Origin of the sequence: Azospirillum oryzae (genome assembly GCF_008364795.1) — a bacterium.
GTDB classification, from domain to species: Bacteria; Pseudomonadota; Alphaproteobacteria; order Azospirillales; family Azospirillaceae; genus Azospirillum; species Azospirillum oryzae.
In genome coordinates this window covers 136357-155417 of sequence record NZ_VTTM01000014.1, presented here as the reverse complement: position 1 = coordinate 155417, position 19061 = coordinate 136357, and the positions used below count along the sequence as shown (strand labels likewise).

At 66.8% G+C, this 19061-nt stretch carries 20 protein-coding genes; 10 read left to right on the top strand and 10 right to left on the bottom strand.

Annotation, left to right across the window (positions count from 1 at the left end):
* The first annotated feature begins 1 nt into the window (after position 1).
* A complete protein-coding gene (locus tag FZ938_RS26865; protein WP_149201335.1) occupies positions 2-730 on the top strand; it encodes an ABC transporter ATP-binding protein in 729 nt (242 codons plus the stop codon).
* 10 nt (positions 731-740) lie between these two features.
* On the opposite strand, the gene FZ938_RS26860 is transcribed toward FZ938_RS26865, so the two are convergent.
* The 4 genes from FZ938_RS26860 to FZ938_RS26845 all read right to left on the bottom strand — a co-directional run bounded on the left by FZ938_RS26860 (position 741) and on the right by FZ938_RS26845 (position 5028).
* Entirely contained in the window at positions 741-1556 is an 816-nt protein-coding gene (locus FZ938_RS26860; protein WP_149201334.1) for a family 16 glycosylhydrolase, read from the bottom strand.
* A 147-nt stretch (positions 1557-1703) separates the two neighbouring features.
* On the bottom strand, positions 1704-2870 hold the full coding sequence (gene rodA / locus FZ938_RS26855) for a rod shape-determining protein RodA (protein ID WP_149201333.1): 1167 nt from the start codon (positions 2868-2870) through the stop codon (positions 1704-1706).
* A 176-nt stretch (positions 2871-3046) separates the two neighbouring features.
* Positions 3047-4240, bottom strand: coding sequence for a GGDEF domain-containing protein (locus FZ938_RS26850; protein WP_149201332.1), 1194 nt, complete (start codon positions 4238-4240; stop codon positions 3047-3049).
* A gap of 158 nt (positions 4241-4398) precedes the next feature.
* On the bottom strand, positions 4399-5028 hold the full coding sequence (locus FZ938_RS26845; RefSeq protein WP_246458078.1) for a TetR/AcrR family transcriptional regulator: 630 nt from the start codon (positions 5026-5028) through the stop codon (positions 4399-4401).
* Positions 5029-5280: 252 nt separating this feature from the next.
* Between FZ938_RS26845 and FZ938_RS26840 the strand changes: the two genes are divergently transcribed.
* The 3 genes from FZ938_RS26840 to FZ938_RS26830 all read left to right on the top strand — a co-directional run bounded on the left by FZ938_RS26840 (position 5281) and on the right by FZ938_RS26830 (position 8711).
* On the top strand, positions 5281-6390 hold the full coding sequence (locus FZ938_RS26840; RefSeq protein WP_149201331.1) for an HlyD family secretion protein: 1110 nt from the start codon (positions 5281-5283) through the stop codon (positions 6388-6390).
* Between the two features lie 149 nt (positions 6391-6539).
* Complete coding sequence (locus FZ938_RS26835) at positions 6540-8093, top strand: DHA2 family efflux MFS transporter permease subunit (protein WP_149201330.1); 1554 nt, start codon at positions 6540-6542, stop codon at positions 8091-8093.
* A 93-nt stretch (positions 8094-8186) separates the two neighbouring features.
* Positions 8187-8711: a hypothetical protein gene (locus FZ938_RS26830; protein WP_149201329.1), complete on the top strand. Its 525-nt coding sequence runs from the start codon at positions 8187-8189 to the stop codon at positions 8709-8711.
* A gap of 31 nt (positions 8712-8742) precedes the next feature.
* Here the strand turns inward: FZ938_RS26830 and FZ938_RS26825 are convergent, their stop codons facing one another.
* Together FZ938_RS26825 and FZ938_RS26820 are read right to left on the bottom strand one after the other, a co-directional pair.
* A complete protein-coding gene (locus FZ938_RS26825; protein ID WP_246458080.1) occupies positions 8743-9957 on the bottom strand; it encodes an E22 family MetX-like putative esterase in 1215 nt (404 codons plus the stop codon).
* A 138-nt stretch (positions 9958-10095) separates the two neighbouring features.
* The gene (locus tag FZ938_RS26820; RefSeq protein ID WP_109086333.1) at positions 10096-10416 is read right to left on the bottom strand and encodes a heavy metal-binding domain-containing protein; all 321 of its coding nucleotides are present in this window, start codon (positions 10414-10416) and stop codon (positions 10096-10098) included.
* A gap of 161 nt (positions 10417-10577) precedes the next feature.
* Here FZ938_RS26820 and FZ938_RS26815 point away from each other — a divergent pair, with 161 nt between their 5' ends.
* The 6 genes from FZ938_RS26815 (at position 10578) to FZ938_RS26790 (ending at position 14752) form a co-directional block, all read left to right on the top strand.
* Positions 10578-11213, top strand: a complete 636-nt coding sequence (locus tag FZ938_RS26815) for a helix-turn-helix domain-containing protein (protein WP_085083693.1) — start codon at positions 10578-10580, stop codon at positions 11211-11213.
* Between the two features lie 288 nt (positions 11214-11501).
* Complete coding sequence (locus FZ938_RS26810; protein WP_149201327.1) at positions 11502-12476, top strand: YqaJ viral recombinase family protein; 975 nt, start codon at positions 11502-11504, stop codon at positions 12474-12476.
* A complete protein-coding gene (locus tag FZ938_RS26805; protein ID WP_246458082.1) occupies positions 12464-13348 on the top strand; it encodes a hypothetical protein in 885 nt (294 codons plus the stop codon). Before FZ938_RS26810 ends, FZ938_RS26805 begins: the two co-directional genes overlap by 13 nt.
* A 9-nt stretch (positions 13349-13357) precedes the next feature.
* Positions 13358-13687: a hypothetical protein gene (locus tag FZ938_RS26800; protein ID WP_149201326.1), complete on the top strand. Its 330-nt coding sequence runs from the start codon at positions 13358-13360 to the stop codon at positions 13685-13687.
* A 33-nt stretch (positions 13688-13720) separates the two neighbouring features.
* Positions 13721-13981: a hypothetical protein gene (locus FZ938_RS26795; RefSeq protein ID WP_149201325.1), complete on the top strand. Its 261-nt coding sequence runs from the start codon at positions 13721-13723 to the stop codon at positions 13979-13981.
* Between the two features lie 135 nt (positions 13982-14116).
* Positions 14117-14752, top strand: coding sequence for a LysE family translocator (locus FZ938_RS26790; protein WP_149201324.1), 636 nt, complete (start codon positions 14117-14119; stop codon positions 14750-14752).
* A 3-nt stretch (positions 14753-14755) separates the two neighbouring features.
* Here FZ938_RS26790 and FZ938_RS26785 read toward each other — a convergent pair whose 3' ends face one another.
* From FZ938_RS26785 to FZ938_RS26770, 4 genes are all read right to left on the bottom strand, one after another.
* Positions 14756-17107 (bottom strand): Tex family protein, encoded by a 2352-nt coding sequence (locus tag FZ938_RS26785; RefSeq protein ID WP_149201323.1) that lies wholly within the window; start codon positions 17105-17107, stop codon positions 14756-14758.
* A 372-nt stretch (positions 17108-17479) separates the two neighbouring features.
* The gene (locus FZ938_RS26780; RefSeq protein WP_149201322.1) at positions 17480-17926 is read right to left on the bottom strand and encodes a periplasmic heavy metal sensor; all 447 of its coding nucleotides are present in this window, start codon (positions 17924-17926) and stop codon (positions 17480-17482) included.
* Positions 17923-18351 (bottom strand): hypothetical protein, encoded by a 429-nt coding sequence (locus FZ938_RS26775; RefSeq protein WP_149201321.1) that lies wholly within the window; start codon positions 18349-18351, stop codon positions 17923-17925. Before FZ938_RS26775 ends, FZ938_RS26780 begins: the two co-directional genes overlap by 4 nt.
* Positions 18348-18923: a sigma-70 family RNA polymerase sigma factor gene (locus tag FZ938_RS26770; protein ID WP_109156133.1), complete on the bottom strand. Its 576-nt coding sequence runs from the start codon at positions 18921-18923 to the stop codon at positions 18348-18350. Before FZ938_RS26770 ends, FZ938_RS26775 begins: the two co-directional genes overlap by 4 nt.
* Positions 18924-19061 lie beyond the last annotated feature (138 nt).

Genomic DNA, 19061 nt, shown 5'->3' with positions numbered 1-19061 from the left:
GATGGCCGCATTGCTCGAGGTCGAGGGCCTGTCGAAGTGCTTCCGCGGGCTGAAGGCGGTGTCGGAGGTCAGCTTCACCGTGCCGGAGGAGCGCATCCTCGCGCTGATCGGCCCGAACGGTGCCGGCAAGACCACCACCTTCAACCTGATCGCCGGCGTCTTTCCGCCCGACGAGGGCCGTGTCACGCTGAAGGGCCGCAACCTGACGGGGCTGAAGCCCAATCAGGTCTGCGCCGCCGGGATCGGCCGCACCTTCCAGATCGTCAAGCCGTTCGGCCAGTTGACGGTGGAGGAGAATGTCGTGGTCGGTGCGCTGGCCCGCGAACGGTCGGTGGAGACCGCGCGCATCCAGGCCCGCGCGGTGCTGGAGCGGCTGGAACTGGCCGACCAGGCCAACCGCCCGGCCCGAAGCCTGACGCTGCCCGACCGCAAGCGGCTGGAGGTCGCCCGCGCGCTGGCCACCCGTCCGACCCTGCTTCTGCTGGACGAGGTGCTGGCGGGACTGCGTCCCACCGAGGTCGACCGGATGGTCGAGGTCCTGCGCGACCTGAACCGGCGCGAGGGGCTGACCATCCTGATGATCGAGCATGTCATGCGCGCGGTGATGGCGCTGTCCGACCGCGTGGTGGTGCTGGACCATGGCGAGAAGATCGCCGACGGCGTCCCGGCGGAGGTCGTTGCCGACCCCCGCGTCGTCGAATCCTACCTGGGCGCCGAAGCGCTGGACTGAGCCCGGCTCCTCAGTTGCTGAGGTTCGCCGGGTCCTCGCGGAAGGTGACGGAGGCGACCTCGGCGGTCAGGGGATGGCCGGGATAGGTGAAGCGGCGCAGCCACTGGGTGTCGCCGGACGCGCTCCAGAAGCGCAGCATCAGCCGGCCCGGCATGCGCGGCAACTGCTCCGGCCGGCCGGAGACCTCGTGTACCGGCTTGCCGTCCACGGTCCAGACGATGCCGTCGGGCTTCCAGTCGAAGCCGTAGCTGTGGAAGCCCTTCGCGGCGTCGAACCCCAGATCGACCACCGCATTGCGGTGCCCGACGCCGTTGACGACGTAGCTGATCTCCAGCTTGGTGGTGTCCTTGCCGGCGATGCCCAGCGTGATCTCGTCCCAGGGATCGCCGAAGGGCGGGCCGGTGTAGTGGGAGACTGAGGTCATCACCCCGTCGGCCTTCACCGCCTTCAGCGACACCGTGTAGGCGCCATAGCCGTAGAAGCGGTGCGTCGAATATTCGCCGCAGGAATAGCGGTCGTAGCCGGTGATGCGGTCGTCCACCGTCAGGGCGAGGTGACCCTTGCCGGAGGTGACGTTGGCGCGGCTCCAGGTGCAGTTCATGTGCCCGCCCGCCTTCCAGCCGTCCGACCGCTGCCAGCGCGAGGGATCGAAGGAGCCCGACGTCTCGCTGAAACTGCCGCCGACGTGGCTGAACAGGGAGTCTGCCAGCGCCGGTCCACCGCCGGAGAAAAGAGAGCTAGCCAGCAAGGCCGCGAGGCCTGCGCCGATCAGGGCCGTGACCCGCCCACTCGTTCGCCCGCCAAGTTCCGTGGCGATTCTCCGCATGGCCGTTCCTCCCGCTGCTGCCGGGCCGACCTGAAATTTCGGTCTGCCTGCACCCCGATATCGCAAGCGAGGGGCGGGGCGGCAACCGCGCGGGCGGGGTGCGCCCAGCCGCCGGCCGGCGTACCTCAGCCGATCGGTATCGGACCGTCAGACGTCGGTGACGCCGCTTTTGGGGATGCGCACGTCGCGGTGGACCGACATGCTGAGCAGAAGGCCGACGCCGATCATCAGCGTCATCATCGCCGAGCCGCCGTAGGACACCAGCGGCAGCGGGATGCCGACGACCGGAATCAGCCCCATCACCATCGCCACGTTGACGAAGACGTAGAGGAAGAACTGCGCGGTCATGCCGACGGCGACCAGCCGGCCGAACTGGCTGCGGCTGTTCAGTGCGATCACCCAGCCATAGATAAACAGCAGCACATAGAGCGCCAGCAGCGTGGCGGCCCCGACCATGCCGAACTCCTCGGCCAGGACGACGAAGATGAAGTCGGTGTGCTTTTCCGGCAGGAACATCAGCTGGCTCTGCGAGCCGGACATGAAGCCCTTGCCGAACAGCCCGCCGGAACCCAGCGCGATCTTCGACTGCAGGATGTTGTAGCCGGCGCCGAGCGGGTCGGTCTCCGGATCGAGGAAGGTGTAGACGCGCTGCTTCTGGTAATCGTGCAGGAATTCCCAGGCCACAGGGATGGCGCCGAGGCCGCTGCCGATGACCAGCAGGAACTTCCACACCCGGACGCCAGCGGCGAAGAAGATGGCGCCGCTCCCCATGATGAGCAGCAACGAGGTGCCGAGGTTCGGCTGCATCAGCACGAAGGCCACCGGCGTGAAGACCAGAAGCAGGGGCGGGATCAGCAAAAGCGGCCGCCCGATCTGGTCCAGCGTCACCCCATGGAAATAGCGGGCGAGCGCCAGCGTCAGCGCCGGCTTCATCAGCTCCGACGGTTGCAGCTGGAAGAAGCCGAGGTCGATCCAGCGCTGGGCACCCATGCCGATCCGTCCCATCAGCTCCACCGCGATCAGCAGGCAGAGCACGACGAAGAAGATGACATAGGCCGATTTCATCAGGTGGCGGATGTCGACCAGCGCGATGCCCAGCATCAGGACCAGGCCGGGAATGGCGCGGACCAGCTGCGGCTGGGCCCAGGGCTTCCAATGGCCGCCGGCGGCGGAATAGAGCAGCCCGACGCCGACCCCGGTGATCGTGCAGATCAGCAGGACCAGCCCCCAGTTGATGAGCCTGAATTTCGTGCCGAGCGTCAGCTGCGACCGCTGCGGCTCCAGGCCGCCGGAGCCGAGATTGGAAAGAACCACGACCTTACGCCGATGTTGCCGGAAGGGACGGAGCCGGATCGGACCCCGTAAAGATCGGGCGGGGCAAACCGTCCGGGGGACCGGCGCGGATAATGCGGCAAGCGGTCGCGCGGGTAAAGGCGGCCGTGCGCCGGCCGTTTTTTCTAACCGGCTCCGTTTGCAGGATCAGGAGGGCGTCATACCGGCATGGGCACCGGATGCGCCGCTTCGGGGAAGAAGCGCACCTGATTGCGACCGGCGTGCTTGGCGTCGTAGAGGGCGGTGTCCGATTGGGCCATCAGATCGGAAAATTCGCTGTGCTCCCTGGTCAGGCTGACGCCGCCGATGCTGCAGGTCACCGTCACCCCGGCTTCCGCACCGAGCTGGGCCAGCTGCCGTTCGATGGCACAGCGCAGCCGCTCGGCCAGCATCCGGCCGGCCTCCGCCCCGGTTTCGGGCAGCAGGATGGCGAACTCCTCCCCGCCGATCCTGCCCAGGGCATCCTCGTGCCGAATCTGCCCGGTGCAGCAATCGACCACCGCCTGGATCACCCGGTCGCCGAACGGGTGGCCGGCGTGGTCGTTGATCGATTTGAACCGGTCGATGTCGAGCACCAGCACGGTCAGGTCCCGCCCATATCGACGAGCCCGGCGGAATTCGACCTCCCCCATTTCGAACAGGCGGCGGCGGTTCAGGGCGCCGGTCAGCCCGTCGGTGTGGGCGAGCTTGGACAGCTCGCGGTTGAACTCGTCGCTGGCCATCAGGACATAATTGATTGCCCCGATCACGGTCGCCAGCATCGTCAACAGGAAGGTGATGCGCTCCACCCTGTCGTCGATCATGGTGCCGACCGGAGCCTCTTCCTGCATCATGCCGGCAGTCATGCGGAGCAGATAGACCATGGTGATGGCCACGCATATCACGCCGGTGACATAATGGGGGACTCCGCGCCCCTCGTAGCGGACGAGCACCTCGTATGCGATGGCCAACAGCACCGCGGAGGTTGCCGCGCTCGTCAGAATCCGGACCGATGCGATGCCGCCGCCGGCAAGCAGAAGCAGCAGGCAGAGCGATGCCACCACCAGTCCGACGACCACAGGCAGATAGGGCCGGGCCGGACGGCTCTGCAGATGGCGGACACTGGTGTAGTTCATCGTCAGTCCCGCCAGCCCCATCCCGTTGGCGAGCGGAATCAGAAGTGCCGGCGCCTGACCGTCGCGCAGCCCGGCAATGAGGAAGGCGGACCCCAGCAGGAATTTCCCGTAGGAGTAGGAACGAAGGGAATTGCGGATATGACGGGGATAGCGGCCTGAGGCAACGACGATCGACAGCCCAACGGCAAAGCCAATGACGGTGATGACCTGCGCGATGAAGGTGGTCTCATAATCCATCGGCGAATCCGTCACGCACCGTTACGCGGGTATGCCATGGGCAAGCTATAGGAAGCCTTTGCCGGTGACAAGCCGAAGGGGCGAATTCTGCACGTGGATTCCCGGTTAGTGCCTGTGGATTGCCGCTGGCGCCAACCGCGCGTCGTGAACGCTTGCCGTCAACTCTTGTCCGGGGCATAGCCCTTGGCGAACAGGTCGACGGCGGCGTCGACGTAGCGCCCCAACTCGTCGTCGCTCGGCCGCTCGCTCAGGCACAGCAGCAGCTTCATGTGCATGTTGGCCTTCAGCAGCCCGAAGAACTGGTGGGTGGCGAGATCGCAGTCGGTGATCGCCAATTCACCCTTGTCCGCCATATGGGCCATGAACTGGCGGGCGCGCTGGAAGGTCTCGGCCGGGCCGCTTTCATAGAAGGCCTGGGCAAGCTGGGGCTGGCGCAGCACCTCGCCCAACACCATCCGGTAGACCCCCAGCGCCTTTGGCGAGGCGATGAAGCGGACGAAGGTGCGGCCGATCAGACGCAGGCCGTCCGCCGCCGGCAGGTCCATCGCCTCGTCCCAGACGCTGCTCATGACGGAGTTCGCGCATTCGCAGGCGACCATCGCCCGGAACAGCTCCTCCTTGCTGCCGAAATGCGCGTACAGGGTCGCCTTGGACACGTTCGCCTTCTTGGCGACCGCATCCATGCTGACGGCGCTGTAGCCATGTTCCAGGAACAGGGTGCCTGCGGCCTCCATGATCTGGGCCTGCTTCGATCCTGCTTCTGGAGTGGGGGCAACCAATGTGGTCATGCGCGCCTCGCCGGAGTCCATGCTGCCTCGGTCCATGTTCCTGGCCCCTACCGCGTTCCGCATCGCCCGACAAGCCCCCTGACATCAATTGCCAAAAACTAAACCGTTCAGTTCGGTCTTGACAACAGATAGGCGGTCCGCCATCTTCCGGCAAGACTAAACTGAACGGTTCAGTTTCTTTTCCGTGACGGCGCCGGAAAGAGCGCATCGGCGGAATACGGATCGGACCGCGGTGGATTGGGGATAGAGACAATGGCGAATGGCGTACGGAAGATCGTGCTGTCGGGCGTTGCGCTGGCTGTGCTGGCAGGTGGCGCCGTCGCCGGCGAACATTGGTGGACCACGGGCCGGTTCCTGGAGTCGACCGACAATGCCTATGTGCAGAGCGACATCACCGTCGTCAGCCCGAAGATTTCCGCCTATGTCCGCGACGTGAGGGTTGCGGAAAATCAGCTGGTGCGGACGGGCGACGTGCTGGCGGTGCTGGACGACCAGGATTTTCGCGCCAAGGTGGCGGAGGCCGAAGCCGCCGTCACCGCGCAGAAGGCGGCGCTCGGCACGCTGGACAGCAAGCTGGAGCTTCAGCGCACGGTGATCGACCAGGCCGCCGCCACACTGGCGAGCGCCGAGGCCGAACAGCGCCGCGCCCAGCAGGAGTTCGAGCGCAGCCGGTCGCTGGCCAGCGACAGCTGGACCAGCCGGCAGAAGCTGGAGACCGCCGACGCCGACCTGCGCAAGGCGGTGGCCCAGGTGGCGAAGGCGCGGGCGGCGCTGGCGTCTGAGAACGAGCAGGTCAACGTCCTGCACGCCACCCGCACCGAGACGGAGGCCCATCTGGCCCAGGCCCAGGCGACGCTGCAGACCGCGCGCAACGATCTGGACAACACCGTGATCCGCGCGCCGGTCGATGGCGTGATCGGCAACCGCGGCGTCCAGGTCGGCCAATATGCGCGGCCGGGCGTGCAGCTGCTGTCGCTGGTGCCGCTGCCCGACGTGTATGTGGTCGCCAACTTCAAGGAAACCCAGCTGGCGCACATGCGCCCCGGTCAGCAGGTCAGCATTTCCGTCGATGCCTTCCCCGACCGCCATCTGACCGGCACCGTGGAGAGCTTCGCCCCGGCGTCGGGGTCCAAGTTCTCGCTGCTGCCGCCGGAGAACGCGACCGGCAACTTCACCAAGATCGTGCAGCGGGTACCGGTGCGGATCGCGCTGCCGCGCGACAACGCGCTGGCCGGCCTGCTGCGTCCCGGCCTGTCGGTGGTGGCGGAAGTCGACACCCGCGGCGCCGATGCCCAGCCGCATGTGGCGAGCGGCGGCGTGTTCGGCGCGCTGTCCGACAAGCAGGCGGTGGCTGCCAGGTAAGCGGCGGTCACGCTCCGGCGGGGGCGCCGTCCCTACTCCCCCTTCGGGGACGGCGTTCCCGCCATCAATCCGAGTGACAATCAGGCCGGAGCCTCGCCCTCTCACCAGGGGGCGGCAGTCGTTCGGCCGCGACGGAAGGCAGCGGTTCCATGGCGACACCGGCCCAGGGCATGCGCCCGCTCACCCCCCGCGACATCGCCGGATTCTTCGCGATGGTCGTCGGCATGTTCATGGCGATCCTTGACATCCAGATCGTCTCCAGCTCGCTGTCGGAAATCCAGGCGGGGCTGGCGGCCAGCGCCGACGAAATCTCGTGGGTGCAGACCTCCTACCTGATCGCGGAGGTCGTGATGATCCCGCTGTCGGGCATCCTGTCGCGCATCCTGTCGACCCGCGTGCTGTTCACCGTGGCCGCCGCCGGCTTCACCCTGACCAGCGTCGCCTGCGCCTTCGCCGGCGGCATCGAATCGATGATCGTCTGGCGTGCGCTCCAGGGCTTCATCGGCGGCGCGATGATCCCGACGGTGTTCGCCACCAGCTTCATGATCTTCCCGCCGGAAAAGCGGGCGGGCGTGTCGGTGATGATGGGGCTGGTCGCCACCATGGCGCCGACCATCGGCCCGACGCTGGGCGGCTATCTGACCCAGCACATGTCCTGGCACTGGCTGTTCCTGGCCAACGTCATCCCCGGCATCCTGGTGACCTCGCTGGTCTGGTTCCTGGTCGATGTCGACCGGCCGAATCCGGAATTGCGCAAGGGCTTCGATTTCGTCGGGCTGGCGCTGATGGCCGCCTTCCTGGGCAGCCTGGAATATGTGGTGGAGGAGGGGCCGCGGAACGACTGGTTCGACGACGAGGCGATCTTCGGGTTGGCCGTGGTGGCGGCCGTTTCCGCCGTCGGATTCTTCTGGCGGGTGCTGTCCTACCGCAATCCCATCGTGGAGTTGCGCGCCTTCGCCGACCGCAATTTCGCCATCGGGTCGCTCTACAGCTTCATCCTGGGCATCGGCCTCTACGGGTCGGTCTATCTGCAGCCGCTGTTCCTGGCCCGCGTGCGCGGCTTCAACAGCCTGCAGATCGGCGAGATCATGTTCGTGACCGGCGCCTTCCAGTTCATGTCGGCCCCCATCGCCGGCGCCCTGTCGAAGCGGATGGACCTGCGCGCCATGCTGGCGCTTGGGCTGATCCTGTTCGGTACCGGCGTCTGGCTGAACAGCCATTTCACGGCCGAGACCGGCTTCTGGGAGCTGTTCCTGCCGCAGGCGGTGCGCGGCATGTCGCTGATGCTGTGCTTCATCCCGATCAACAGCGTGGCGCTGGGCACCCTGCCGCCGGACAAGCTGAAGAACGCGTCGGGCCTCTACAACCTGATGCGCAACCTGGGCGGCGCCATCGGGCTGGCGGCGATCAACACGGTGCTGACCGACCGCAACGCGCTGCACCTGAACCGACTCGGCGACAACGTCAACCTCGCCCGGCCGGAGGTGCAGCAGATGGTCGACAACCTCAGCCAGCGCTTCGATGGGCTGGTGGCGGACCCCACCGCCGCCGCGATGGCCCGGCTGGTCGGGCTGGTCCAGCGCGAGGCGTTGATCCTGACCTTCAACGACGCCATGCTGCTGATGTCGGCGGTGTTCTTCGGTGCGCTGCTGTTCATGCCGCTGGTGCGGCGTCCGGGCGCCCCGGTGAAGGCGGATCACTGAGCATGGGATAGGTTGCAGCCCACGGGTTGTGCTATAGCTTGACGGAGCATTCGAACGTCCGCCCGAACGCCTGCACAACCCCTGCCGAGTCCCATGAGCAAGCGCCAATACACCCGAGCCGAGGTCAAGGAACTTCTGGGCGCGCTGGAGCGCCAGTGCCGTGAAGCATCGAAGCTGGCCCAACTGGCCGAGCACGAGGCCAGCAAGCACAGCTTCGGTGCCTATCGCGACTTCCGCGACAAGGTGGGCGAATTCCAGGCGCTGGTCATCCTGATCGAACAACGTCTGCGCAATCTGGTCGACGCCCGCTCCGACGACCTGCGCGACCAGTTCGAGAAGTTGGACATGGTGATGCTGGCGCTTCTGGTGCGGGCCAGCATGCGTTTCTTCTTCGTGCTGTCGGCCAACCCGATCCTGCCGATGGGCGCCCGCGAGATCTTCGTGGCCGAACTGCGCAGCCTGCACGACGCGGCCGAAAAGCTGAAGCGGCCGAACTATGCCGGCAAGCTGGGGCCGGAGCTGGACCGCGATCTGGAAACGGCGTCGCTGATTCTGGAAGAGATCATCGACAAGGCGCCGAGCCTGCTGAACTTCCGCGGGGCGCCGATCGCGGATTAGGGGGGCACCCGCAAAGGCGCCCCCACACCACTCACTTCGCCAGGAACTGCGCGATCGTGTCGCCGGCCTTGCCGATGTTCACCACGCCGTCGAGATGGCCGAGGGTGGAGGTGATCGACTCGGTGTACTCCACCGTGTTGCCCTGCTTTTCCAGCCGGTCCTTCAGCGGGCGCATGTTGCGGTCGGGCGGGAAGACGAGGTCGTCGGCCGACGGGATCAGCAGCACCGGCGCCTTGATCTTCGCAAGACCATCCTCCAGCGATCCGCCGTTGCCGGTGACGAAGGTCTGGTTGGCCTTCACCAGATAGAGGAAATGGTTGGCGTCGCTGACCGCGGCGCGGCCCGCGGCGGCCTTGTCCAGCCAGGCTTCGATGGCGTACTGGTTGCCCATCGCCGCCTTCGGGTCCTTGCCGTCCTCCGCCCATTTGCGGCCGAAGGCGGCATCCGCCCATTTCCAGTGCCGCGCCTGCAGGGTGACCAGCTTCAGCGCCTCGGTCAGGCCGGCCTTCGGCTCCGCCTTGCCGTAATAATCGCCGTTGTTCCAGTTGGGGTCGAGCTTGATCGGCGCGGCCCACAGGTTCAGCCAGCCGATCAGGAACGGATCGGTCTCCGGCCCGCCGATGGCGGCGATGACGCGCTTGACCATCTCCGGATGGTCGGCCCCCCATTCGAAGGCCTGGAGCGACCCCATCGAGCCGCCCATCACCGCCTGCAGCGTCTTGATGCCCAGGCTGTCGATCAGCGCCTTCTGGACATTGACGAAGTCCTGGATGGTGACGATGGGGAAGCTCATGCCATAGGGCTTGCCGGTGTCCGGATTGATGCTGGCCGGGCCGGTGGTGACGACGTTGGGATCCTTCGGCGACAGGTTCACCAGCGTGTCGGAGCTGATGATGAAGTATTTGTCGGTGTCCAGCGGCTTGCCGGGGCCGATGATGCTGTCCCAATAGCCGGGCGCGGCGTCATCGGCCTTGTATTTCCCGGCGGCATGGCTGCTGCCGCTGAAGAAATGGGTGACGAGGATGACGTTGTCCTTGGCCTCGTTCAGCTTGCCGTAGCTTTCCCAGCCGATGCGGACGTTCTTGATCGTCCCGCCACTGGTGGTGGTGTAGGACGGCATCTCGAAGACTTTCTTCTCGACGATGCCGTCCAGCGCCAGCGCCGGCAGGGCGCCGAACAGACAGGCCGCCATGGCGAGGCCGCCGAGGCAACCGGACCAGATGGAACCGCGGACAACCCCACGCATGAGCATCCCCCTCCAGAATTGTTCGCCTGACACTCTATTCCGGTGGCGCAGTCTACCCATAAGGTTGCGGCTGTCCAGCCGCCATCGGTGACGCTTACGGTTAGGCAACCCGGCCAGGCGAGTGGGAGGGGAGGGGCGTCAGCGCAGCCGGACGGCGGTCCCGTTCACCGACACCATCAGCATGCCGTTTTCCTTGCCCAGCACCTCGTAGTCGACATCCACGCCGACCACGGCATCGGCACCCAGCGCGCGGGCCGACTCCTCCAGGTCGGCGAAGGCCGCCTCGCGCGCGTCGCGCAGCGCCGCCTGATAGCCGCCGGCCCGGCCGCCGACGATGTCCCGCACGGAGGAGAACAGGTCGCGGAACACGTTCACCCCCATGATCGCCTCGCCGGCGACGATGCCGAGATACTGGGTGATCTGGCGGCCTTCGACGGAATCGGTGCTGGTGACGATCATGGTCGCATCTCCCACGGTTGTTTCGCTGCCGCACAGATGGGGCCGCCAAGGCAGAGTCCAAGGCGGCACTGCGAAATCGCAGGGCGTTCTAGTCCATCGCGCCTTCCCCCACCCCGTCCGTACCGTGTAGGACAAGGTGGGGAAGGCGAGGGGGGAAGGCGATGGACGACACACGGCGAGCCATCCTGCGCTGGATGACCGGCGTCATGGAGGCGAAGGGCTGGAGCGCCGGCGGCTGGGCGCGGCTGGCCGGCGTCACCGCCACCAACCTGACCCGCTTCCTGCGCGATCCCGTGATGGGCAGCGTGCCCAGCGCCGACACGCTGGCCCGGTTGGCCCGCGTCGCCGGGTCGGAGCCGCGATTCCTCGACGATCACGCCTATGCGCCGGTCTCCCGCGTGCCGGTGCTGACTCTGGAGCAGGCGCACATCTTCCTCGACCTCGGCCGCCGGGCAGGGGAGGCGTTTCTTGCCGGGGCGCTGAAGGACGGCGCCGCGTCGGTCGCCATGGACGGCCGCACCTCCCGCCGGGCCTTCGCGCTGCGCATCCTGTCCAAGAGCCTGGACGCCGCCGGCGTGCTGCCGCGCGACTGCGTTGTGCTGGAGCCGCTGGACGTGCTGACACCGCAGACGGGTGACGTGGTGGTGACGGTGGGCGAGGGCACGATCTGCGGATACCGATTCTTCCCGCCCCATCTGATGCCGGTTTCAACCGATCCCGACTGCCGACCCACCGCCTTCGACAGCGCCCATGTGGCCGGAGTCGCCGTCCACGTGGTGCGAGCGCTTCGCATGTAAAAGGCTGCCTCGGCACGAGTCGCGGCGCACGTTCCAATCCCCCGCGACTCGCAAAAACGGGCGTCTCTACTCCGTCCGTTTTGTCTTGTGACGACTCTTGTCAGAAGGCACCAAATATAGCGTGTTTCCAGGACTTTGGGCTGGTCTACGGCCAAGCCAACGGTTCACGTTTTGTTCTTGAAAGCTGCGTGTTCGCATCCCATATTCAGGGTCCGGTGAGGCGGTTCCAAAACATGCTGCGAAGTTGCAGCAATGGTCTCGCTTCGGGGTCTGGAAGTCGGGAAAAGCATGGCGATCACTCAGGCACAGCGGGACTTGCGGGCGGGGCGGATCGGGTCGTCGGACGCGACGCGCGTGATGGCCGGCGACTGGCTGTCGCTGTGGCGCGAGAAGACCGGCCGGGTCGGGCCCGAGAATCTGGACCTTGTCGCCGCCGTGCAGATCGGCATCGCGACCGAGCATCTGCACCCGCGCTTCGTCACCCATGCCACCGGCCGCCCGTGTGTGGCCGCTCCCGACACCTATCGCCATGCCGAGCATGACTGGATGGTCGCCCATCCCGATTTCCTGACCAGCAGCGTGGCCGACGGTGCGCTCGACACCATCGTGGAGGCGAAGTTCAACAGCGGCTTCCAGACCGATGCCGACCTCGCCCGCCGCTACCACTGGCAAATCCAGCATCAGCTGGCGGTGGTCGGACTGGACCGCGCGCTGCTGTCGATCCTGCGTCCGACCGGTCACAGCCTGATGACGGTGGATCGGCACCCGGACGATGTCGAACGGCTGGTCGAGATGTTGGAGGCCTTCTGGTGGCACGTCGTCAACGATGTCGAGCCGGCGGATCCGCTGCCGATGGACGCGCCGTCCTATGAGCACGGCCGCGTCTTCGACATGGGGCGGCACAACCGCTTCCGCGCGCTCGCCGACCGGCTGGTTGCCAACCGGGCGGCGGCGCTGGCGGTGAAGGAGGACGAGGCCGCCCTGAAGGCGCTGATGCCGGAAGACGCCCGCATCGCTTTCGTCGCGGTCGATCAGGCCGATGGCCGCTCCGGCGGCCTCTATCTCGCGCGCGACCGCGAGGGCCGGCTCAGCCTGCGCTATGGCGCACCGCCGCGCCGTTCCCTGGCCGACGCGCAATCCTGGGGCCCCTCCGCTGACCCGAACGCGGTGGAACTCAGCCTGGAAACAGTGCTGACCGCCGGCTGGGGTGAGGGGAGAGCCGAAACGTTTGGACAAGAAGGACCCAAATCATGGGACGCATGAGCAAGACCGACCACCTCGTTGCCGATACCGAAACGCCCGAGTCGAGTGTTACTGAATCCAACGTAGCCGGGTCCAACGTGACGGAGACCATCCAGGCCGAGCCGAAGACCGGCGGCAGCCGCGGTTCCCAGGGTTCCAAGGGATCCGCCGGCGGAGCCAGGCCGGCCGAGCCGCAGCGCATCGACACCATGTTCCTGTGGAACCGGCTGAAGCGCACCGACCCGAAGGCGACCAAGCCCTTCACCCGTTCCGGCGGCTTCCGCGGCACGCAGATCGACCCGACCTGGCGCTTCCAGATGATGACGGAGGTGTTCGGCCCGATCGGCAAGGGCTGGGGCTATGAGCAGGTCGATTGGACCATCGCGGAACGGATGATCTTCATCTGCGCCCGCGTCTGGTACGTCGACCCGGAGACGAAGGAGAAGTGCTTTACCGGCCCGCAGTGGGGCGGGACCGAGATGGTCCGTCGCCGCAACGGCATGGAGATGCCGGACGACGAGTGCTTCAAGATGTCGATGACCGACGCGGTCGGCAAATGCCTGCTGCAGTTGGGTCTGGCCGCCGACGTCTATATGGGCCAGTTCGACGACAGCAAATACCGGGAGGAGTCGGAGGCCTTCTATGCCGCCAAGTCCAATCCGGACCTGCAACCCGCCGCCGTCGAGGCTTTCGAGGCGGAGGTGAAGCGCCGCCTGGGGGCCTGCCTGGACCTGGACGACCTGGAAGAGGTCTGGCGGTCCGGCGTCGGCACCCGGCTGCGCGAGATCGGCGCAGTGGACCGCGCCGCCCAGCATCGCATCACCGGCCTGTTCGCCCAGAAGAAGGCCGAGATTCTGAAGCGCGAGGAAGAGGACGGGCGGGAAGCCGCCTGACGGAATGCCATGACCCAGACGACTCATCACACCGGCGACCGGTCGCCCAGCGGTCTTTTCCGCATGAGCGCCTGGGAAGGCGAGTTCGAACGTGCCAACGCCCAGCTGCCGCGCTGGTATTGGAACCGCGACCAGCGTCGCCGCCACTACGCCCGCTGGGTGGAGGCGGAGGCCGAGACGCTGGCGATGCGGCTGTCGGGATTGCTTCGATCCGACACGCCGGCTGAAACCGCAGGGGCGGCCCGCGTTCTTGTCGAGTCGCTGGCGCGTGACATCGACTGGGCTCGGCGGTTGGAAGACTCGGATTTGGAAGACGGCAAGTTCGCCCACGCCGCCTGACCGCAGGCGGCATCAAGGGAAGGATATCATCCCATGACGATAGAAGAGGTCCAGGCGCGTCTGCGCGCCGCTCAAGCCCATCTCGGGCGTGAGGGCCGCTTCGCCCTCACCCTCAGCCTGGACGGGCGCGAGGAATGCTACATCACCCATTGGTTCCGCCCCGAACCGCACGCCTTCGAGGACTGCCGCGCGGTCGGTTCCGGAACCCTCAGCGAATGCCTGGACGCGCTGGACCGCTATGTGGCGGTGAACCGGGTGCGCGACGAGGCTCCGGTGCTGATGGCCGCCGAATGACATCCCCGTAACGGCCAAGCCATCGGCCATTGTCCCCTCGTTCCCCCCGCGGGCGAGGGGACTTTTTTTGCCCGCCCCTCGCGCGCCGTCGTGGTTGTGTTATCGTCTCTGCCTTCAAGCGGAAGGGGAGCGATCATGGATCCCGTACTTGCCTTCGCCAGCATCGTCGGAGCCATCGCGGTCGGTGCCGCCAGTCCGGGACCGAGCTTCGTGCTGGTCGCCCGCACCTCCATCGCCGTATCCCGCCGGGCCGGTCTGGCCACCGCGCTCGGCATGGGGATCGGCGGCGTGTTCTTCGCGTCGCTGGCGCTGTTGGGGCTGCATGCCCTGCTGTCGCAGATCGGCTGGCTCTATGCGGTGCTGAAACTGGTGGGTGGCGCCTATCTGCTCTACCTCGCGATCCGCATCTGGCGCGGAGCCGCGGAGCCTCTCGTGATGGCGGAGGAAGGACAGACGGCGCCCGCCGGGCTGATGCGGCCGCTGCTGTTCGGTTTGCTGACGCAATTGAGCAATCCGAAGACGGCGCTGGTCTATGGCAGCATCTTCGCCGCTCTGATGCCGGCCGAACCGCCGCTCTGGCTGTTCGTCTTCCTGCCGCCCGCCATCTTCCTGATCGAAGCCGGCTGGTACGCCATCGTCGCCGCGGCCTTTTCCGCCGGCCGGCCGCGCGCCGCCTACCTGCGGTCCAAGCGCTGGGTCGACCGGGTTGCCGCCGCCGCGATCGGCGGGCTCGGCGTCCGCCTGATGTCGGACGCTCTGCCCCCTCCCTGACCCTTACTTCTTCTTGCCCGACTGCGCCCTAGCGAATGCCTCGGCGAAGGCACTGTTGATCGGCTCCGGCGCCTTGACAGGCTTCGGCGCCACCTTGGCCGCAGGTGCCGCCGGCCGGCGATCCTGCTGCTGCGGCTGGCGCGCCGGCCCCCGGTCCTCACGGCGTTCCTCCCGGCGCGCCGGGCGCGGGGCTTCCTCGCCCATGCGCATGGTCAGGGCGATGCGCTTGCGGGGGATGTCCACCTCCAGCACCTTCACCTTCACCACGTCGCCGGCCTTCACCACCGTGTGAGGATCCTTCACGAAGCTGTTGGCAAGCTGGGAAATATGCACCAGCCCGTCCTGATGGACGCCGATGTCGACGAAGGCGCCGAAGGCGGTGACGTTGGTGACGACGCCCTCCAGCATCATGCCGGGCTGAAGGTGCTTCAGTTCCTCAACGCCCTCCTTGAAGGTGGCGGTCTTGAACTCCGGACGCGGGTCGCGGCCGGGCTTCTCCAGCTCCTTGATGATGTCCTCGATGGTGGGCAGGCCGAAGCGCTCGTCGGTGAACTCCTCCGCATTCAGCCCGCGCAGGAAGCGGGCGTCGCCAATGACGCTGCCGAGGTCGCGGCCGGTGGTCTTCACGATGCGTTGGACCACCGGATAGGCTTCCGGATGGACGGCGGAGCCGTCGAGCGGATTTTCGCCGTCGCGGATGCGCAAGAAGCCGGCGGCCTGCTCGAAGGTCTTCGGCCCCAGCCGCGCCACGTCGAGCAGCTGCTTGCGCGAGCGGAAGGCGCCGTTGCGGTCGCGATGCTCGACGATGTTGCGGGCGATGGTCTCGTTCAGGCCCGACACGCGGGTCAGCAGCGGGATCGACGCCGTGTTGAGATCGACGCCGACCGCATTCACGCAATCCTCGACCACGGCGTCCAGCGAACGCGCCAGCTTGCCGCCGGCCACGTCGTGCTGGTACTGGCCGACGCCGATCGACTTCGGCTCGATCTTCACCAGCTCGGCCAGCGGGTCCTGCAGGCGGCGGGCGATGGAGACGGCGCCGCGCAGGCTGACGTCCAGGCCGGGGAACTCGTGTGCCGCGGTTTCCGACGCCGAATAGACCGAGGCGCCGGCCTCGCTGACCACAAGCTTGGTCAGGGACAGCTCGGGATGGCGCTTCATCAGGTCGGCCGCCAGCTTGTCGGTCTCGCGCGAGGCGGTGCCGTTGCCGATGGAGATCAGCTCCACCTTGTGCCGCGCCGCCAGCGCCGCCAGCACGGCGATGGAGCCGTCCCAATCGTTGCGCGGCGGGTGCGGATAGATGGTCGTCGTCTCCACCAGCTTGCCGGTGGAATCGACGACGGCAACCTTCACGCCGGTGCGGATGCCGGGATCGAGCCCGATGGTGGCGCGCTGGCCGGCCGGTGCAGCCAGCAGCAAATCGTGCAGATTGCGGGCGAAGACACGGATCGCCTCGTCCTCCGCCCGTTCACGCAAGGCGCCCATCAGGTCGGTCTCGATATGCGGGCCGATCTTCAGCTTCCAGGTCCAGCGCACAACGTCGGACAGCCACTTGTCGGCCGGGCGGCCCTGGTCGCGGATGCCGGTGTGGACGGCAATGGTGACCTCCGCCGGATGCGGCTGGCTTTCTTCGACCGGCAGATCCAGGCGGATGTCGAGCACGCCCTGCGCCCGGCCACGGAACAGCGCCAGCGCCCGGTGCGACGGCAGCTTCGACCAGTTCTCCGAGAAGTCGAAATAGTCGGAGAATTTGGCGCCTTCCGCCTTCTTCTCCTCGATCACCTTGGAGGTTACGACGCCCTTTTCCGCCATGGCGGTGCGCAGGCGGCCGACCAGCTCGGCATCCTCGCCGAAGCGTTCCACCAGGATATGCCGGGCGCCGTCCAGCGCCGCCTTGACGTCCGCAACACCCTTGTCGGCGCTGACGAAGGCGGCGGCCTCGGCATCCGGGTGCTTCTTCGGGTCGGCCAGCAGCGCGTCGGCCAACGGCTCCAGCCCGGCCTCGCGGGCGATCTGGGCCTTGGTGCGGCGCTTCTGCTTGTAGGGGAGGTACAGGTCCTCCAGCCGGGTCTTGGTATCCGCCTGTTTGATCTGCCGTTCCAGCTCGGGCGTCAGCTTGCCCTGCTCCTGGATGGTCGACAGGATGCTGGCGCGACGGTCCTCCAGCTCCCGCAGGTAGCCCAGCCGATCCTCCAGGGTGCGGAGCTGGGTGTCGTCCAGGCCGCCGGTCGCCTCCTTGCGGTAGCGGGCGATGAAGGGGACGGTCGACCCCTCGTCGAGCATGGCGATGGCGGAAGCGACCTGGGACTCGCGGACCGACAGTTCGTCGGCGATGCGCTGGCTGATGGACAGCATGAGGCAGGGATCCTGCGGACTTGTGACGAACAAAAGGGTGTCTGTCATAGCGCGTCGGGGCGGGGGGACGCCACCCCGGCCTTTCGGCAGAGGGACGGGCAGCCCAAGCGGAAGCGCAACCATTTGCGGTGGTTTTCGCAAAAAAGTGGTAGAGGGCGTTTTCTTTCCGCCATTCACCGGCCGTTAACCATATCGGCCTTATACCTCTGCGTGCAACTTGGTTGCGTTTCCTCCCGAACCGACTAGGGGGCGGCCCGGCGGTGATACCGTCAGGCCGCCCTTTCTTTTTTCGGCAAAGAAAAAGGGCCGGGACGGACATGCCATCCCGGCCGGACCCCAAAAAGTGTCTGCCGCCGGTCGAAACCGAAAGGATCAGGGAAGGCGGCTTTCGGCCAGACGCAGGCGGCCTTCGGGGGAAAGGCGGGAAAGGGTGTCGACGACGCGCGCCTCGATCTCGCTGCGCAACGCCGCGTCGTTGGCGTGGACGCTGTCGAACAGGGCCTTGAGGCCGGCTGAATCGAAGGGTTGGGCCATCAGGGCCATACGCAGGCGTGGCGCGAATTCTTCGCGGCTGACATGCATACGGACGAACAGCGGACGGGCATCGTCAATCGCCTTGCGCAGGATCGCGGCGTCGGCCGGCGACAGCCGTTGCGACACATCGTCGACGAAGCGCTCCAGCAGATGCTCCGGCCCGCCGGGCGGCGGAGGCGGCGGACGGAAGGCGTGGGCGACGACGAAGCCGCCGGCCAGCATGTTGAGCGCAAGGGACCCGACCAGAAGGAACCAAGGCCAGCGGCGCCGAATGGCCGGCGTCATCTCACGTCTCCCAGATAGCTGACGATCATCACGCCGGACAGGGCGGGCGTGCTCGTCCTTTCGAAGGAAATCAGGCCCTGGCTGTAGCTGAGGAAGCCGACCAGCGCCATGCTGGCCAGGAATCCCGCGAGCGGGGCAGGGCGGAAGGGCGGTCGCGACAGGAACCATGGAATGAATTCCGGCACGATCCGCTGTGCCAGACAGTCGGCGATGCGGTCATAGACCTCCGCCTCGCGCCGGGCGGAGACCAGCGGAGTCGAGGCGGCGTCCAGCAGCGCGTCGGTGATGGCGGCGTCGGCCAGCAGGTCGCGGGCCTCGGCGCTGCCGTCCAGCAGGGCCAGCGCATCCACCCTGGCGGAGCGCGGCCAACGGTCCAGATCGGCGCCGTAGGCGGCGGCATTGCGTTTGAACTCTTTGAGCGTCATGACCGTGCACCGTCCTTCTGACGGATCAGGGGTTGAAGCCGGGCCCGCACGACGCGGCGCGCCCGGACCAGCAGACTTTCCATAGCCGAAACAGACACCTGCAATATTTCCGAAGCCTCAGCGCACGTCATCTCCTCATGGTAGCAGAGACTGAGCGCCGCCCTTTGCCGTTCGGGCAAGGCGGCGATCGCGGCATCCACCGCGGCACCGATCCGCATGCCGTCGATCACCGTCTCGGCGCTCCAGGCCGGATCGGCGATCTCGCCGGCATCGTCCAGGGGGGCGAAGCTGCGCCGCCGCTTATAGTCGATGGCGCGGTTCACCACGATCCTGTACAGCCAGGTGGTGAAACGGGTTCCATCGCCACGCCAGCGGTCGGCATTGGCCCAGATCTGCAGGAAGGCGTCCTGCGCAACCTCTTCGGCGTCGGCGGCGTTCCCGACAACACGTTGGGCCAAGGCGATGCTGCGGCGCAGATGCCGGCGCGTGAGTGTTCCAAACGCTTTCCGGTCACCGGCTGCGGCGTCCGCCATCAACGCCTCGTCGGTCACCGTTTCCTCGGTAGGCTCCACGCCGTATTCCGCCCGCTCCCGGTTTCTGTCAGCGATTTATACGCGGCAGGAGGTGGAAGTCCTGCGCAGCGAGCGGCAATTTTCCGATCAGGGATTTCCCCAATGCCCGGCCCCTTCCGCCAAATTATTTCCATAAGA

Coding starts and splice junctions, on each gene's coding strand:
- FZ938_RS26815 (WP_085083693.1), top strand. CDS start 10,578: ATGGACGACACACGGCGAGCCATCCTGCGCTGGATGACCGGCGTCATG.
- FZ938_RS26865 (WP_149201335.1), top strand. CDS start 2: ATGGCCGCATTGCTCGAGGTCGAGGGCCTGTCGAAGTGCTTCCGCGGG.
- FZ938_RS26795 (WP_149201325.1), top strand. CDS start 13,721: ATGACGATAGAAGAGGTCCAGGCGCGTCTGCGCGCCGCTCAAGCCCAT.
- FZ938_RS26825 (WP_246458080.1), bottom strand. CDS start 9,957: ATGCGTGGGGTTGTCCGCGGTTCCATCTGGTCCGGTTGCCTCGGCGGC.
- FZ938_RS26785 (WP_149201323.1), bottom strand. CDS start 17,107: ATGCTGTCCATCAGCCAGCGCATCGCCGACGAACTGTCGGTCCGCGAG.
- FZ938_RS26860 (WP_149201334.1), bottom strand. CDS start 1,556: ATGCGGAGAATCGCCACGGAACTTGGCGGGCGAACGAGTGGGCGGGTC.
- FZ938_RS26820 (WP_109086333.1), bottom strand. CDS start 10,416: ATGATCGTCACCAGCACCGATTCCGTCGAAGGCCGCCAGATCACCCAG.
- FZ938_RS26810 (WP_149201327.1), top strand. CDS start 11,502: ATGGCGATCACTCAGGCACAGCGGGACTTGCGGGCGGGGCGGATCGGG.
- FZ938_RS26840 (WP_149201331.1), top strand. CDS start 5,281: ATGGCGAATGGCGTACGGAAGATCGTGCTGTCGGGCGTTGCGCTGGCT.
- FZ938_RS26830 (WP_149201329.1), top strand. CDS start 8,187: ATGAGCAAGCGCCAATACACCCGAGCCGAGGTCAAGGAACTTCTGGGC.
- FZ938_RS26805 (WP_246458082.1), top strand. CDS start 12,464: ATGGGACGCATGAGCAAGACCGACCACCTCGTTGCCGATACCGAAACG.
- FZ938_RS26850 (WP_149201332.1), bottom strand. CDS start 4,240: ATGGATTATGAGACCACCTTCATCGCGCAGGTCATCACCGTCATTGGC.
- FZ938_RS26845 (WP_246458078.1), bottom strand. CDS start 5,028: ATGACCACATTGGTTGCCCCCACTCCAGAAGCAGGATCGAAGCAGGCC.
- FZ938_RS26780 (WP_149201322.1), bottom strand. CDS start 17,926: ATGACGCCGGCCATTCGGCGCCGCTGGCCTTGGTTCCTTCTGGTCGGG.
- FZ938_RS26835 (WP_149201330.1), top strand. CDS start 6,540: ATGGCGACACCGGCCCAGGGCATGCGCCCGCTCACCCCCCGCGACATC.
- FZ938_RS26790 (WP_149201324.1), top strand. CDS start 14,117: ATGGATCCCGTACTTGCCTTCGCCAGCATCGTCGGAGCCATCGCGGTC.
- FZ938_RS26775 (WP_149201321.1), bottom strand. CDS start 18,351: ATGACGCTCAAAGAGTTCAAACGCAATGCCGCCGCCTACGGCGCCGAT.
- FZ938_RS26800 (WP_149201326.1), top strand. CDS start 13,358: ATGACCCAGACGACTCATCACACCGGCGACCGGTCGCCCAGCGGTCTT.